This is a genomic window from Saccharopolyspora oryzae (assembly GCF_027853915.1).
GTDB lineage: Bacteria > Actinomycetota > Actinomycetes > Mycobacteriales > Pseudonocardiaceae > Saccharopolyspora > Saccharopolyspora oryzae.
This window is the reverse complement of the sequence record NZ_JAQGLA010000006.1, coordinates 24,131-39,174: the sequence shown is the minus strand read 5'-3', so window position 1 is coordinate 39,174 and position 15,044 is coordinate 24,131. Positions and strand designations below refer to the sequence as shown.

Genomic DNA, 15,044 nt, shown 5'->3' with positions numbered 1-15,044 from the left:
CTACTGCCCGGGTGCATTCTGCGCGCCGCGCACCGAGGTCTCGCTACCCGGGGGCTCCGCGCAGTGCGCCCCGGTGTTGACCGGGACCGGGTCCATCTCGATGCCGTTGCGGCGGTCAGTCTGCTCGTAACCCTTGGTGCAGGGCAACGGGTCGAACGCGTTGAGCACCAGACCGAAGTGCGCGGTGCCGTCGCCGGGCACCACGGATCGGCTCGGGGTCACGACCGCCGGGTAGAGCACGAACGCGTGCTCGATGCCGTCGACGTGCTTGGCGATCAGCTGCGAGGTGCTGGTCAGGTTGGTCAGCAGCGGGGTGAGCTGCTGGTTGTCGTGGATGAGCCCGCTGATCTGCTGGGCGGCCGGCGGGGCCTTCTGGATCACCGCGCGCAGGTCGCCGTCGGAGTTCTTCAGCTGCTCGGAGATCAGCCGGAGGTCGCGGCTGAAGGACTTGATCGACGAGCCCTGCTCGTTCTGCGTGGCCAGCACGGTCTTGCCGTCCTCGAGGAGCTGCACGGTCTGCGGCAGGTGCTGCTGGGCCGTGGAGATGAACTCGCGGCTGGTGTCCACGATGGTCTGCAGGTTGCCGCCGTTGTTGCGGAACGCCGTGCCGAGCTCGCTGACCACGGTGCGCAGCGATTCCTCCGGCACCGAGTTGGCCAGCCCGTCCAGGTTGGTCATCAGCGTTTCGACCGGCAGCGGTGTGGTCGCCGACTGCTGGGTGATCACCGAACCCTGCTCCAGGTACGGGCCGTCGTCCCGCTTGGGCTGCAGGTCCACGTACTGCTCGCCGACCGCGGACCGGTTGGTCACCACGGCTTCGACCTCGTTCGGGATCTGCGGGGCGCTGGGTTCGATGTCCAGCGGGATGTTCACCCCGGAGCTGGTGAGCTCGATGGTGCCGACCCGGCCGATCGGCACGCCGCGGTAGGTGACCTCGGCGTTCTCGAAGACCCCGCCGGTGTCGGCGAGCTTCAGCGTGACCACGTAGCCGCGCGGACCGAACAACCGGTCCAGCCCGGCGTAGCGGGCGCCGGCGAAGCTGACGCCGACCAGGGCGATCGCGACGAACGCGATGATCTGCAGGCGAACTCGACGGGTGAGCATCAGCGACCACCTCCCAGCAGCGAGCCCAGCAGGCCGCCACCGGAGTCCTTCTGCGGATCACCGGGTGGCGGTGGTGGCTGGGTGTTCTGCCCGGCCGACGGCGCCAGCGGCAGCGGCAGCTTCTGCACCGCGTCCGGCAGCGGGATCAGCGGCTGCCTGCTGCGGCCGAGGTTCTGCAGGATGTCGGTGAGGTTGAGGTTCACGTTGGTGTAGAGGTTGACGTAGTCGCTGTTCTGGATGCCGTCCGTGACGTTGTCCGGGAACGGGTACGTCAGCAGGACTTCCAGCGACTTCGGCAGGTTGTCCCCGGCCGCGGTGAGCTGCTGGAGCACCGGGGCGAGCTGGTCGAGGTTGTGCACCAGGTCGTCGCCGGAGCGGTTGACCACGTCGGTGGCGACCACGGAGAGCCGGTCCAGCGCCTTGAGCATGTCGACCAGCTGCGTGCGCTGCTCGTTCAGCACCCGCAGGCCCGGTTCCAGGTCGCGCAGCGCGGTGTCGATGCTGCCGCGCTGCTCGTTGATCCGGGCGCTGAGCCGGTTGATGCTGTCCAGGGCGCGGGTGATGTCGTCGCGCTGGGCGTCCAGACCGGACACCAGCTGGTCCAAGTTGGACAGCAGGCCGCGCAGGTCGGACTCGCGTCCTTCCATCGCGGCGTTGAGCTCCTTGGTGATGCTCTGCAGCTGGGCGACACCACCGCCGTTGAGCAGCATGGACAGCGCGCCCAGCACCTCTTCGACCTCGGGGTTGCGGCCGGTGCTCGACCGGGCGATGACGCTGCCGTCGGCGAGCTTGCCGACCGGCGGCTGCGATTCGGGCGGTCCGGCGAGCTCGACGTACTTCTCGCCGAGGAGGCTGGACTGCCGCAGCCGGGCAGTGGCGTTGGCGGGCAGCTTCACGTCGCCGTTGACCAGCACGGTCACCTGAGCGTCCCAGGAGCCGTCGGCGAGCCCGATGTCGCTGACCCGGCCGACCGGCACGTCGTTGACCCGGACACCGGCGTTGGGCACCAGGTCCAGCACATCGCTGAACTGCACCTTCACCTCGTACGGGTGGTCGCCGACATCGGCCCCACCGGGCAACGGCATGTCGTAAACCCCACGAGAACTGCACCCGCCCAGCACCACGAGAGCCATCGCAGCCGCCGCGCCAACCCGCCACGCGCGCCGCTTCCCCGGCGTCCGGTGGTCCGCAGTTTCAATTGAAACTGCGGTCTCCCGTGAGGGGCCGGGCGCAGTTTCCATTGAAACTGTGGTTCCCCGTGCTCGGATGAGCGGTTCCGGACCGGTGCCCCGGCGGAGTCGGTGGAGGTTCATCGGGTGCCTCCCTGCGGGGAAAGCGGGAGCGGCAGGTTCGGCAGCTTGCCGTTCTGGATGGCGTTGAGCGCCTCCGCCGGCGTCGGCAGCTTCGCGACGCCGTCGATGACCGGTTGCAGCGACTGGCAGGCGTCGCTGACCTCCTTCGGCACGTCGGCCGGGGCCTGCTGCTCCAGCAGCTTGCACACCGCGACCGCCGGCGGCTGGGCCAGCTCGTTGATGGCGATCCGGGTGTCCAGCGTGCCGGAGGACCCGTTGTAGACGTTGCTGAGGTTGGACAGCGCCAGCGGCGAGTTCACCAGCGACTCCCGCAGCGCTTCCTTCTGCTTCACCAGGACCTCGGACACCCCGTGCAGCTGGTCCACGTTGGACTTCACCAGTTCCCGGTTGTCCCGCACGAAGGACTCCACCTTGCCCAGCGCGACGGCGAGCTCGGCCATCGCCGCGCCCATGTCCTCGCGCTCGCCCGCCAGGAACCCGCTGACCTGCTGCATCTGGGTGTTGAACCGGCGCACCTGGTCGTCGTTGGCGGCCAGCATCGAGGTGAACTTCTGCAGGTTGTCGACGGTGGCGAACAGCTGATCGCTGTTGCCGGACAACGTGGTCCCGGCTTCGCCGAGGTTGCGGATGGTGTCCGAGAGCGCCTGCCCGTTGCCGTCGAGGTTGGCCGCGCCGGTGTTGAGCAGGTCGGTCAGCGCGCCGTCGGCGTTGGCCCCGTTCGGGCCGAGCGCGCTGGACAGGTCGTTGAGGCTGCGGTAGATCGAGTCCAGCTCGACCGGGGTCGCGGTGCGCTCCTTCGGGATCACCGCGCCGTCCTCGAGCGTCGGTCCGCCCTTGTAGACCGGGGTGAGCTGCACGTACCGGTCGCTGACCACGCTCGGCGCGACCGCCACCGCGCCCGCGTCGGCGGGCACGTCGACGTCGCGGTCCACGCTCATCACGACCCGCACCAGCTTGCCCTGCGGGACCACTTCGTCGACGGTGCCGACCGGGACGCCGAGGACCCGGACGTCACCGCCCGCGTAGATGCCGACGGCGGCGTTGAAGTAGGCGGTGACCTTGCGCTCGGCGGCGCCGAAGAACAGCCACCAGATGGCGGCGGCGACGACGAGCACGAGCACCACCGCGATCGACAGCACCCGGGTGAGCGAGGGGCGTGCGCTGGTCATGGCTGGCAGCCCTTCTGGTTGATCGGACCGACGGCGGGCGGCAGCAGACCGCAGACGTAGCTGTCGAACCACCGGCCGTTGCCCAGGACGTTGGAGAACAGGCGGGTGAACGGCGCGAACATCTCCAGGCTCCGGTTCAGGTTGTCCTGGTTGCGCTGCAGCATCTTGGTGACCCGGTCCAGCTGCTGCAGGGTCGGGCCGATCTGCGCGGCGTTGTCGTCGACCAGGCCGCTGAGCTGCTGGGACAGCTGGCGGGTGCCGTCCAGCAGCTGGCTGATCGAGTCGCGCCGCGCCCGGATCTCCTCCAGCAGGAGGTTGCCGTCGGCGAGCAGCTTCTCGAAGTCGCCGTTGCGGTCGGCGATGGTCTTGGACACCTGCGCGGTGTTGTTCAGCAGGTGCTCCAGCTGCTCGTCGCGCGAGGAGATGGTCTGCGACAGGCGGGAGAGCCCGTCCAGCGCACCGCCGACCTCCTCCGGGGTGTTGGAGAACGTCTGCGACATCGCGCGGAAGCTGTCCGCCAGCTGCTTGGTGTCGACCTTGTCCACAGTGGACGACAGGTCGCTGAAGGCGTTGATCACGTCGTAGGGCGACATGGTGCGCTGCAGCGGGATCGGCTCGGACGGATCGGCCTCCTTGCCGCCCTGCGGGTCCAGCGCCAGGTACTTCTGCCCGAGCAACGTCTTGATCTTGATCGCCGCGGTGGTGTGGTCGCCGATCCAGGCGTCGTTGACCCGGAAGCTGACCAGCACGTGGCCGTCCTCCAGCTCCACGTCGGACACCGTGCCCACCTTCACCCCGGCGATGCGCACCTCGTTGTCCGGCCGCAGCCCGGCCGCCTCGGTGAACTGCGCGGTGTAGGTGGTGCCGCCGACCAGCGGCAGCCGCTCGAAGTTCATCGCGAGCACGAACATCATCACCAGCACCAGCAGGCCGCCGATGCCGATCTTGAGCGGGTCGCGCTTGGAGAAAGCTGTCATCGCTGGCACCTCGGCTGGGACACCGGCTGCAGCGGCAGCGGCAGGTTCAGCTCACCGACGCCCACGGTTCCGGTCATCTTGCAGTTGAAGAAGTTGAACCAGGAGCCGTGCGACGCCGTCCGGGTCAGCATCTCGACCTTGCCCGGCATGTTCTGCATCCACCGCTCGACCAGTTCCTGGTTGTCGTTGAGGTTCTTCGACAGCGAGCCGAGCCCGGCGATGTCCTGCTGCAGCCCCGGACGCGCCTCGGTGAGCAGCCCGGCGGTGCTGTTGGTCAGGCCGTCCATCGCGGTCACCGCGTCGCCGATGGCGTTCCGGTCCTCGGACAGCCCCGACACCACCTGGCGCAGCTGGCCGATCAGCTCGGACAGCTGCTGGTCGCGGGCGTTGACGGTGTCCAGCACCCCGTTGAGGTTGTCGATGACCTGCCCGATCACCTGGTCCCGGGAGGCGATCGTCGAGGTCAGCGAGGCGGTGTGGGCCAGCAGGCTCTCCACCGTGCCGCCTTCGCCCTGCAGCACCTGGATGATCTCGTACGAGAGCTTGTTGACGTCCTCCGGCGAGAGCGCCTGGAACAGCGGCTTGAACCCGCCCAGCAGCACCGTGAGGTCCAGCGCCGGTTTGGTGCGCTCCAGCGGGATCGTCGAACCGGGCTGCAGCACGCCGGTGTCGCCGGGCCCCGGCTCGAGCGCGATGTAGCGCTGGCCGACCAGGTTCCGGTACTTGATGGTGGCCGTCGCGGTGGCCGGCAGCGGCCGGTCGGCGACGTTGAACTGCACCTCGGCGACCCGCCGGTCGACCAGGTCGATGCTCTCCACCTCGCCGACCTTCACACCGGAGATGCGCACCTCGTCGCCCACGTTGAGGCTGGTCACGTCGGTGAACCGCGCGTTGTAGGTCTTCGCCGAGCGCAGGTCCTTGTTCGCGATGGTCAGCACCAGGACTCCGGTGGCCAGCACGGTGACCAGCACGAAGATCAGGAACTTGACCAGCGGTCCGGTGATGCTGCGACCGTTCACCGGTAGCTCACCTCCGCTCCGCGCAGGACCGGGCCGACCAGCAGCGAACCCCACTCGGGCACGTCAGCTGCGTCGCGGCCGATCGCCGGGGCCAGCACCATCGACACCATGTCCCGCTCCGCCGGGGAGTTCACCCACTGCGAGGACGTGCCCGCCGGCAGGTAGCCCTCGCCCGCCTGCGGCGGGTTCTGGCCCTGGTCGACCTGGCGCGACGGCGCGGGCGGGGTCGCACCGTCGTTGAACGGGCCGTCCGGCGGGTACTCCGGGAACGGGTCCGGTGCGGGCAGCAGGTTGTAGCAGCGCGGACCGCGCTTGTCGCCGAAGATCGGCTCGTCCTGGTTCGGGCGGTACTTCCCGCGGTGCGCCACGACCTCCAGCGTGATGTGCAGGCCGGGCTCGTTGGTGCCCTCGCCGAACACCTTCCGGATGCGCGGCACGTAGTCCGCCATCTCGTCCAGGAAGCACTTGTACTCCGGCGAGTACTTCGCCAGCACGTCCAGCGTCGGCCGCTGCGCCTCGCCGAGCTGGATGAGGTTGTTCCGGTTGTTCTTCAAGAACTCGGTGGTGTCGCCGGCCGTGGTGGTGAGCTGGCCGGTGAGGGTCTTGAGGTTCTCCCGCTGGTCCACCAGGGTCCGCGCCGTCGTGCTGAAGTTGTCCAGCGCCTCCAGCACGTCCGGGGCGGCGTCCTCGTAGGTCTGGGCGACGCCGACCATTTCCTTGAGGTTGCGCTGCAGGTCCGGCACCGACGGGTTGAGGCCGTCGAGGTAGGTGTTGAGCTGCGACAGCGTCTCGCCCAGCTGCTTGCCGCGCCCGGAGAGCGCCTGGTCCAGCGCGTTCAGCGTGACCGCGAGGTCGTCCGGGTGCACCGCCTGCAGCACCGGCATGGTGTCGGCCAGCACCTTCTCCAGCTCGATGCCCGCGCTGGTGCGGTCCTGCTCGATGACGTCCCCGGCGGCCAGCGTCGTGGTTGAAGCCTGGTCGGGCAGCTCCAGTGAGACGTAGCGCTCGCCGAACAGCGTCCGCGGCAGCAACCGCGCCGAGACGTTGGACGGCAGGTGCTGGACCTTGTCCGGTTCCAGCGCCAGGTGCAGCTCGGCACCGTCCCCTGTGGACTTCACGTCGACCACGCGGCCGACGACCATGCCGCGCACCTTCACGTCCGAATCCGGCAGCAGCTGGTTGCCCGTCGACGCGGCCTTGAGCACCACGTCCACGCTGGACGTGAACGCCTTCTGGTAGGACGCCACGGTCAGGCTGACGAACAGCACCATGCACATCAGGAACGCGAGACCCGCGACCCGGCGGCGAACGATCTTCCCTCGGGTACTCATCCGGTGATCCGAACCGTCGTAGTGGTGCCCCAGATCGCGAGGCTGAGGAAGAAGTCCAGCAGCGCGGTGGTCACGATCGCGGTCCGCACCGCACGACCCACCGCAATGCCGACTCCGGCCGGGCCTCCGCTGGCCCGGTAGCCGTAGAAGCAGTGCGTCATGATCACCACGACGCTGAACACCAGCACCTTCCCGAAGGACCACAGCACGTCTTCGGGAGGGAGGAACAGGTTGAAGTAGTGGTCGTAGGTGCCCGCGGACTGGCCGTAGAGGTAGATCGTGACGCCGCGCGCCGCGACGTACGAGGTGAGCAGGCCCAGCACGTACAGCGGGATCACCGCGATGAACCCGGCGATCACCCGCGTGGTCACCAGGTACGGCAAGCTCGGCACGCCCATCACCTCGAGCGCGTCGATCTCGTCGGAGATCCGCATCGCGCCCAGCTGCGCGGTGAACCCGGAACCGACCGTCGCCGACAGCGCCAACCCGGCCACCAGCGGCGCGATCTCGCGGGTGTTGAAGTAGGCCGAGACGAACCCGGCGAAGGCCGAGGTGCCCAGCTGGTCCAGCGCGGCGAAGCCCTGCAGACCGACCACGGTGCCGGTGAACAGGGTCAACCCGATCATCACGCCGACCGTGCCGCCGATGACCGCGAGCGCACCGCTGCCGAAGCTCACCTCGGCCAGCAGCCGCAGCGTCTCCTTGGCGTAGCGCGTGATCGCGCGCGGAATCCACACCAGCGACCGCACGTAGAACGACAGCTGGTCGCCCAGGTCGTCCAGCAGTTGCAGCGGCCGCCGGGCCGCGCGCTTGGCGCGCTGAGAGATCGTCACCATGTCACTTCCCCAGGCGGCCGGATCACATGCCCTTGGGGGGCACGAGTTGCAGGTAGAGCGTGGTCAGGACGAAGTTCACCGCGAACAGCAGGAGGAACGTGATCACCACCGACTGGTTCACCGCGTCCCCGACGCCCTTCGGGCCGGGCGGTGGGTGCAGGCCGCGGTAAGCGGCCACCACCCCGGCCAGGAAGCCGAATATCAGCGCCTTCAGCTCGCCGATCCACAGGTCGGGCAGTTGCGCGAGCGCGTTGAAGCTCGCCATGTAGGCGCCGGGCGTACCGCCCTGCATGATCACGTTGAACGTGTAACCGCCCAGCACGCCGACGACGCTGACCATGCCGTTGAGCAGCACCGCGACCAGCATCGCGGCCAGCACCCGCGGCACCACCAGGCGCTGGATCGGCGAGATGCCCAGCACCTCCATCGCGTCGATCTCGTCGCGGATCGTCCGCGAACCCAGGTCCGCGCAGATCGCCGAACCACCGGCACCGGCGATCAGCAGCGCGGTCACGATCGGGCTGGCCTGCTGGATGATCGCCAGCACGCTGGCCGCACCGGTGAACGACTGCGCACCGATCTGCCGGGTCAGCGACCCGAGCTGCAGCGCGATCACCGCGCCGAACGGGATGGACACCAGCGCGGTCGGCAGGATCGTCACGCTCGCGATGAACCAGCACTGCTGGATGAACTCGCGGAGCTGGAACGGCCGCTTCGGCAGCGACCGCATGACGTCCAGGCCGAGCGCGAACAAGCGCCCGGTCTCGCGCAAGCCGCCCGCGCCCGGGAACTGCGCCTGCGAAGGCGAACTCACTGCTCACCCCGCTTGCGTCCGAACCACCGGCGACGCGACTCGGCCGGTTCCGGCTCCGCCTCCGACGCGCCGGCGGCCCACGGCGGAGCCTCCGGGTCCCGGGGGTGCGGCGACGGGCGCACCTGCTGCGGCACGTCGGCGACCTCGGACTGCGGCAGCGGCTGGGCCGGGGGCTGCGGTGCCTGCGGCCGGACCGGCTCGGTGTGCTGCTGCGGCCACGCGGGTTCGCCGCTCTGCGGCCAGGCACCGGTCGCGGGAGCCGAGTGCCCGTAGAGCGCGAGCTCCTCCGGCGTCAGCGTCTTCAGGATCTCCTGCTGCGCCGACGGCGCCAGCGTGCCCAGCTGCCGCAGCACCCGGTCCTTCCGGCGGCGCACCGCGGAGCGCTCCGGCATGCCGGGCGTGACCTCCAGCTGCGCCATCATCGGCGGCACGGACAGCTCGTTGAGCCGCGCCAGCTCGTTCTCGCCGGCGTCCTTCTCCTCGCTCATCCCGATCGGCCCGTCCGGGCGACCGTTGAGGAACTGCACCACCACCGGCTCCGGCGAGGTCAGCAGCACCTCGCGCGGGCCGTACATCACCAGGTGCCTGCGGTAGAGCATGCCGATGTTGTCCGGCACGGTGCGGGCGGTGTTGATGTCGTGGGTGACGATCAGGATCGTCGCGTCGATCTGCGCGTTGAGGTCGACGATCAGCTGGTTCAGCAGCACGGTGCGAACCGGGTCCAGACCGGAGTCGGGCTCGTCGACCAGGATGATCTCGGGGTCCAGCACCAGTGCTCGGGCCAGACCGGCGCGCTTGCGCATACCGCCGGAGATCTCGCCGGGCAGCTTGTCCTCGGCGCCGAGGAGACCGACCATCTCCATCTTCTCGAGCACGATCCGGCGGATCTCGGACTCGTTCTTGCGGGTGTGCTCGCGCAGCGGGAAGGCGATGTTGTCGAAGAGGTTCATCGACCCGAACAGCGCACCGTCCTGGAACAGCACGCCGAACAGCTTCCGGACCTCGTAGAGCTCCTTCTCCGGGCAGGTGCAGATGTCGACACCGTTGATGACGACCTTGCCCTCCTCCGGCTTGAGCAGACCCACCAAGGACTTCAGGAAAACCGACTTCCCGGTTCCCGAAGGCCCCAGCAGCACGCTGATCTCGCCGGGAGGAAGCGTCAGCGTGACGTCCCGCCAGATGGTCTGCGAGCCGAAGGACTTCGACAGCCCATCGACAACCACCTCGACGCCCATCCGCACCTCCGCGTCCTCGAATTCAACTCGGCCGGGCCGCCCCGAAGACGCAGCCTGGCACATGTGACGCGGACAACGAAGGTCATCAGCGTCACACCTGTGCAACGAGCTCGACGCGAAGGGGTTACTCGCCAGTTCACTTGAATTGCCGAGGAATCTGGATTCGTCCGAATGACCGGGATTCGCAATTCCACGAAGCAAAAAAGGACGGGTACCCGCAACTGCGGGTACCCGTCCTTTCACCGTGAGTCAGGAGGAGCGAAGGACTCCGCTCACTCCTTTTCAGCTCACTTCAGGGAGACGGAGGCGCCAGCCTCTTCCAGCTTGGTCTTGGCCTCTTCGGCCTTCTCCTTCTCGACCTTCTCCAGGATGGCCTTCGGGGCGCCCTCGACCAGCTCCTTGGCCTCCTTCAGGCCCAGACCGGAGACGATCTCGCGGACGACCTTGATGACCTGGATCTTCTTGTCGCCGGCACCCTCGATGATGACGTCGAACTCGTCCTGCTCCTCAGCGGCCGGAGCAGCACCAGCGGCGCCCGGGGCGGCCACGACGGCGGCCGGAGCGGCGGCGGTGACGTCGAAGGTCTCCTCGAACTGCTTCACGAACTCCGACAGCTCCAGGAGGGTCATCTCCTTGAAGACGTCCAACAGCTCTTCGTTGCTCAGCTTCGCCACGGCGGCGTTCCTTTCAGTTCAGTCCCCGAGCGCCGACGGCACCCGGGAGGGGAGTTCTTGCGACCGACAACTGCATCCCACGGGGGACTCAGGCGTCGGCGTCGCTGCCCTTCTTCTCCTGCAGGGCAGCGGCCAACCGAGCCACCTGGGACGCCGGCGCGGCGAACAGCGCGGCGGCCTGGCCCATCTTGGCCTTCATCGCACCGGCCAGCTTGGACAGCGTGACCTCGCGCGAGTCGAGGTCGGCGATGCTCTCGACCTCGGACACGGACAGCGCGCGGCCGTCCATGTAACCGCCCTTGATCACCAGGGACTGGTTGTCCTTGGTGAACTCCTTCAGGGCCTTGGCAGCGTCGACCGGCTCGCCCTCGATGAAGGCGATCGCGGTCGGGCCGACGAACAGGTCGTCGAGACCCTCGACGCCCGACTGCTCGGCGGCACGCTTGACCAGCGTGTTCTTCGCGACACGGTACGTCGCGCCCTCGCCGAGGGCCCGGCGCAGCTTGGACAGCTGCGCCATGGACAGCCCGCGGTACTCGGTCACGACCGCAGCGGTCGAAGTGTTGAACTTCTCAGCGATCTCGGAGACCGCATCGACCTTGTCGGGTTTCGCCATGTCGCCTCCTCTCTATCTCCGACTGTGATCCGCATCCAGTCGGTCCTGAGACGACAAAACGCCCCGGCGCAGAAAGCACGGGGCGTAAAGATCATGGGCGCGCAGTGCGCGCACGCGTAGCCTCGTCCCTCCTGCGCGGGCCGCCCGCATCTCACGGGACCTTCGTTCCCCGAACCCCAGCGGGGCGCGGAGAAGACCAGCGGTCTTGGGTGGAACCTCGTCCAGAGTACTTGACACTCCCAGCCGACTCGCACCCACCCCTTGACTACGTGCGGACCGATCACCAGTGGTGACCTCCGGCGCACTGGCGGGCATCATGTGGGGCGTGGCTGATCAGCACGAGTCGCCTGAGGCCGGCTCCAACCTGCCGGACAAGTCCCGCCCCGCCGACGTCGTGGACGCCGAGGTGGTGGAGAGCGAGGTCGTCGCCGCACCCGACCCGCAACCGGCCGGGCCGTCGCAGCCGATCGACGACGAGCAATTCCGCCAGTTCCAGCAGTTCCAGAAGTTCCAGGAGTTCCAGCGCTGGCAGGAAGCCCAGGGCGGCGGCGACGTCGCGGTCCCGCCCACCGGCGCCAAACCCGCGGAGAAACCGGAGAAGCCCTGGTGGAAGAAGGCCCTCGGCCTGCTCCGCTTCAAGTTCGTCCGCCGCCTGATCTACCTGTTCGTGCTCCTCCTGCTGCTGAACTACGCCTACGACTACTACTTCGGCAGCAGCAACAGCTCGGAACCCGTCAACCCCGGACAACCCCCGGTCCGCCCGGTCCCGCGGAAGGCTCCGACCCCGGAGTACGCGCTGTTCGACGTCTACAACTTCCTGCGCGGTGACGACCCGGCCCTCGCGTGCGGCTCGTTCGACTCGGCGGGCGCGAACGGCTTCGCCGTCGCCAACCAGGCCCCCGACTGCGCCACCGCGGCGCAGAAGGTGCACGACCAGATCACCGACGGGAACGCGTACGCGAACCCGAAGATCGGCTACGACGCGATCGACATGACCGGCCGGGAAGCAGTGGTGCACGGCTGCCGCATCCAGGCGAAGGGCGGCCCCCAGCTGGGCAGCTTCAAGCTCACCCAGCAGCAGGACGGGGGCTGGGCGATCAGCGCCTACAGCCTCCACACCGCCACCTGCCCCTGACGTTGCCAGGTTTGAGGGCAAACGCGAAAGGGCGGGCCGACCGGGTGGTCGGCCCGCCCTTTCAGCGGGATTGCGGGATCAGGCGGAAGCCGCGATACCGCGCGTCGCGTTCGGGTCGACCGGGATGCCCGGGCCCATCGTCGTGGTGAAGGTGACCTTCTTCAGGTACTTGCCCTTCGACGCCGACGGCTTGGCACGCAGGATCTCCTCCAGCGCGGCCGCGTAGTTCTCCACCAGCTTCTCGGTGTCGAACGACGCCTTGCCGATGATGAAGTGCAGGTTGGCCTGCTTGTCCACGCGGAAGTTGATCTTACCGCCCTTGATGTCCGCGACCGCCTTGGTGACGTTCGGGGTGACGGTGCCGGTCTTCGGGTTCGGCATCAGGCCGCGCGGACCCAGGATCCGCGCCACCTTGCCGACCTTGGCCATCTGGTCCGGGGTGGCGATCGCCGCGTCGAAATCGAGCCAGCCGCCCTGAATGCGCTCGATCAGGTCCTCGGAACCAACCGCGTCCGCACCAGCGGCCTCGGCCTCAGCGGCCTTGTCGCCGACGGCGAACACGATGACGCGGGCAGTCTTACCAGTGCCGTGCGGCAGGTTCACGGTGCCGCGGACCATCTGGTCTGCCTTGCGGGGGTCGACGCCCAGCCGCAGCGCCACCTCGACGGTGGCGTCGTACTTGACCTTGGAGGTCTTCTTCGCGAGCTCGGCGGCTTCCGACGGCGCGTACAGACGCGTCCTGTCGATCAGCTCGGCCGCCTGCTCGTATGCCTTGCTGCGCTTAGCCATTTCTGTCCCTATCAGCGGTGGATCAGTTGTGGTTGGTCGGGCTGCGCTGGAGCCCTCCCACACTGCCGTTTCCGGCTCGGTCAGCCCTCGACCGTCAGGCCCATCGACCGGGCGGTACCGGCGATGATCTTCGCGGCCTGGTCGATGTCGTTGGCGTTGAGGTCTTCCATCTTGGTCTGCGCGATCTCGCGGACCTGGTCCATGGAGACCTTGCCGACCTTGGTCTTGTGCGGCTCGCCGCTGCCCTTCTGGACACCAGCGGCCTTCAGCAGCAGCTTGGCGGCCGGCGGGGTCTTCAGCTTGAAGTCGAAGGACCGGTCCTCGTAGACGGAGATCTCGACCGGGACAACGTTGCCACGCTGCTGCTCGGTCGCGGCGTTGTACGCCTTGCAGAACTCCATGATGTTGACGCCGTGCTGACCCAGCGCGGGGCCGACCGGCGGAGCCGGGTTGGCCTGGCCCGCCTGGATCTGCAGCTTGATGATCGCTGCCAGCTTCTTCTTCTTGGGCGGCATGTTTGCTTCCTGTGTCTTCGCTATCCGGTTACCCGGCCCCGCCTAGTGGCGGAGCCGAATCTGGCGAGACCACGAGACGGTGGCATCGCCCGCTTCTGCGCGCGGTCCTGCCAGATCCACGCGCAGCCGCCGCGCTCCCAGAGGGAGCCCGGTCAGATCTTGGAAACCTGGTTGAACGACAGCTCAACCGGCGTTTCGCGGCCGAAGATCGACACCAGGACCTTGAGCTTCTGGGCGTCCGGGTTGACCTCGTTGATGGTCGCGGGAAGGGTCGCGAACGGCCCGTCCATGACGGTGACGGACTCGCCGACCTCGAAGTCGACCTCCACCGCGGGCTTGGCAGCGGTCGGAGCAGCGCCAGCGGCCTTCTTGCCCGGCTCGGCCTTCTTCTCCTCCACCTGCGGCGCGAGGAACTTCAGCACGTCGTCGATGGTCAGCGGCGACGGCTTGGAAGTGGCGCCGACGAAACCGGTGACCCCCGGCGTGTTGCGCACCGCGCTCCAGGACGCGTCGTTGAGCTCCATCCGGACCAGGATGTACCCGGGCAGCACCTTGCGCTGCACGAGCTTGCGCTGGCCGTTCTTGATCTCGGTGACCTCTTCGGTCGGCACCTCGACCTGGAAGATGAAGTCCTCGACGTCCAGCGTCTGGGCGCGGGTCTCGAGGTTGGTCTTGACCTTGTTCTCGTAGCCGGCGTACGAGTGCACGACGTACCAGTCGCCGGGCGCGCGGCGCAGTGCGGTGCGCAGCTCCTCGACCGGGTCGGTCTCCTCGCCCTCGTCCTCGCCGGACTCGTCGGCAGCGGCCTCGTCGGTGGCTTCGGCAGCAGCCTCGGCCTCGTCGGCGCTGTCGTCAGCGTCGGTCTCGGTGTCGGCCGGCGCCTCGGCGTCGTCGGCGGAACCGGTGTCCTCGGCGGACTCGACTGCGTCGACCGAGTCCGCGGCCGCCTCGACCTCTTCGGCCGCTGGCTGCACCTGCTCGTCGGTGAGGCCGGTGGTTTCCTGGCCCTCGTGGGAGGTCACAGTCGGTCTCGCTTCCTCTCGTGCGTTGCGTGCCGGGTCGTTGGTCCGCCGGCACCACCTAAAGCGCGGGCCCGAAGGTTCAGCCGGAGCCGAACAGCCAGCCCACGCCCTTGGCGAAGAGCACGTCCACGCCGGACACGAACGCCACCATGATGCTGACGAACACCAGCACCACGAGCGTGTAGGTCACCAGTGCCTTGCGCGTCGGCCAGATGACCTTGCGCAGTTCGCCGACGACCTCGCGCAGGAAGCGTCCGACCTTGCGGAACAGCGAAACCCGACCCTGCCGACCGTCCCGGGATGGGGTCGGCCGACCCTTCGACTCAGTTGTGCGCGTCGAGCTGGAACCCGACTCACCGGACCGGCCCTTGCGACCGGTCGGACGGGAGGAAGCACGGCGCTCGCGCCGCGCCGCAGCGCTGGACGGACGGTTGGCGTCGTCGCGCGCCCCGCCCTGCTCCTGCTCGCGGTCCTCGCTCACGCCAATCCTCCGCT

General features: G+C 68.4%; 16 protein-coding genes. 1 reads left to right on the top strand and 15 read right to left on the bottom strand.

Annotated features, from left to right (window positions below; translation table 11 throughout):
- The 11 genes from OU415_RS05995 to rplJ form a co-directional block, all read right to left on the bottom strand.
- Positions 1 to 1,104: an MlaD family protein gene (locus tag OU415_RS05995; RefSeq protein WP_270947570.1), complete on the bottom strand. Its 1,104-nt coding sequence runs from the start codon at positions 1,102 to 1,104 to the stop codon at positions 1 to 3.
- On the bottom strand, positions 1,104 to 2,237 hold the full coding sequence (locus OU415_RS05990) for an MCE family protein (protein WP_270947569.1): 1,134 nt from the start codon (positions 2,235 to 2,237) through the stop codon (positions 1,104 to 1,106). The genes OU415_RS05995 and OU415_RS05990 overlap by 1 nt, the downstream gene beginning before the upstream one ends.
- 176 nt (positions 2,238 to 2,413) lie before the next feature.
- Positions 2,414 to 3,586, bottom strand: coding sequence for an MCE family protein (locus OU415_RS05985; RefSeq protein ID WP_270947568.1), 1,173 nt, complete (start codon positions 3,584 to 3,586; stop codon positions 2,414 to 2,416).
- A complete protein-coding gene (locus OU415_RS05980; RefSeq protein WP_270947567.1) occupies positions 3,583 to 4,563 on the bottom strand; it encodes an MCE family protein in 981 nt (326 codons plus the stop codon). Before OU415_RS05980 ends, OU415_RS05985 begins: the two co-directional genes overlap by 4 nt.
- On the bottom strand, positions 4,560 to 5,582 hold the full coding sequence (locus OU415_RS05975) for an MCE family protein (RefSeq protein WP_270947565.1): 1,023 nt from the start codon (positions 5,580 to 5,582) through the stop codon (positions 4,560 to 4,562). The genes OU415_RS05980 and OU415_RS05975 overlap by 4 nt, the downstream gene beginning before the upstream one ends.
- Positions 5,579 to 6,913: an MCE family protein gene (locus tag OU415_RS05970; RefSeq protein ID WP_270947563.1), complete on the bottom strand. Its 1,335-nt coding sequence runs from the start codon at positions 6,911 to 6,913 to the stop codon at positions 5,579 to 5,581. The genes OU415_RS05975 and OU415_RS05970 overlap by 4 nt, the downstream gene beginning before the upstream one ends.
- On the bottom strand, positions 6,910 to 7,749 hold the full coding sequence (locus OU415_RS05965) for an MlaE family ABC transporter permease (RefSeq protein ID WP_270947561.1): 840 nt from the start codon (positions 7,747 to 7,749) through the stop codon (positions 6,910 to 6,912). Before OU415_RS05965 ends, OU415_RS05970 begins: the two co-directional genes overlap by 4 nt.
- Before the next feature lie 22 nt (positions 7,750 to 7,771).
- The gene (locus tag OU415_RS05960; protein WP_270947558.1) at positions 7,772 to 8,563 is read right to left on the bottom strand and encodes an MlaE family ABC transporter permease; all 792 of its coding nucleotides are present in this window, start codon (positions 8,561 to 8,563) and stop codon (positions 7,772 to 7,774) included.
- Positions 8,560 to 9,798, bottom strand: coding sequence for an ABC transporter ATP-binding protein (locus OU415_RS05955; RefSeq protein WP_270947557.1), 1,239 nt, complete (start codon positions 9,796 to 9,798; stop codon positions 8,560 to 8,562). The genes OU415_RS05960 and OU415_RS05955 overlap by 4 nt, the downstream gene beginning before the upstream one ends.
- A 287-nt stretch (positions 9,799 to 10,085) precedes the next feature.
- Positions 10,086 to 10,472 carry a 50S ribosomal protein L7/L12 gene (rplL, locus tag OU415_RS05950; protein ID WP_270947556.1) on the bottom strand — a complete coding sequence of 129 codons (387 nt, stop codon included), beginning with the start codon at positions 10,470 to 10,472 and terminating at the stop codon, positions 10,086 to 10,088.
- A gap of 88 nt (positions 10,473 to 10,560) precedes the next feature.
- A complete protein-coding gene (rplJ, locus tag OU415_RS05945; RefSeq protein WP_270947555.1) occupies positions 10,561 to 11,088 on the bottom strand; it encodes a 50S ribosomal protein L10 in 528 nt (175 codons plus the stop codon).
- Between the two features lie 325 nt (positions 11,089 to 11,413).
- Between rplJ and OU415_RS05940 the strand changes: the two genes are divergently transcribed.
- Positions 11,414 to 12,223 carry a hypothetical protein gene (locus tag OU415_RS05940; RefSeq protein ID WP_270947554.1) on the top strand — a complete coding sequence of 270 codons (810 nt, stop codon included), beginning with the start codon at positions 11,414 to 11,416 and terminating at the stop codon, positions 12,221 to 12,223.
- Between the two features lie 78 nt (positions 12,224 to 12,301).
- Here the strand turns inward: OU415_RS05940 and rplA are convergent, their stop codons facing one another.
- The 4 genes from rplA to secE all read right to left on the bottom strand — a co-directional run bounded on the left by rplA (position 12,302) and on the right by secE (position 15,030).
- Positions 12,302 to 13,012: a 50S ribosomal protein L1 gene (rplA, locus tag OU415_RS05935; protein WP_270947553.1), complete on the bottom strand. Its 711-nt coding sequence runs from the start codon at positions 13,010 to 13,012 to the stop codon at positions 12,302 to 12,304.
- An 80-nt stretch (positions 13,013 to 13,092) separates the two neighbouring features.
- Positions 13,093 to 13,527: a 50S ribosomal protein L11 gene (gene rplK, locus OU415_RS05930; protein WP_150067079.1), complete on the bottom strand. Its 435-nt coding sequence runs from the start codon at positions 13,525 to 13,527 to the stop codon at positions 13,093 to 13,095.
- A 152-nt stretch (positions 13,528 to 13,679) separates the two neighbouring features.
- Positions 13,680 to 14,549 carry a transcription termination/antitermination protein NusG gene (nusG, locus tag OU415_RS05925; RefSeq protein WP_270947552.1) on the bottom strand — a complete coding sequence of 290 codons (870 nt, stop codon included), beginning with the start codon at positions 14,547 to 14,549 and terminating at the stop codon, positions 13,680 to 13,682.
- A gap of 79 nt (positions 14,550 to 14,628) precedes the next feature.
- On the bottom strand, positions 14,629 to 15,030 hold the full coding sequence (secE, locus tag OU415_RS05920) for a preprotein translocase subunit SecE (RefSeq protein WP_270947551.1): 402 nt from the start codon (positions 15,028 to 15,030) through the stop codon (positions 14,629 to 14,631).
- Positions 15,031 to 15,044 lie beyond the last annotated feature (14 nt).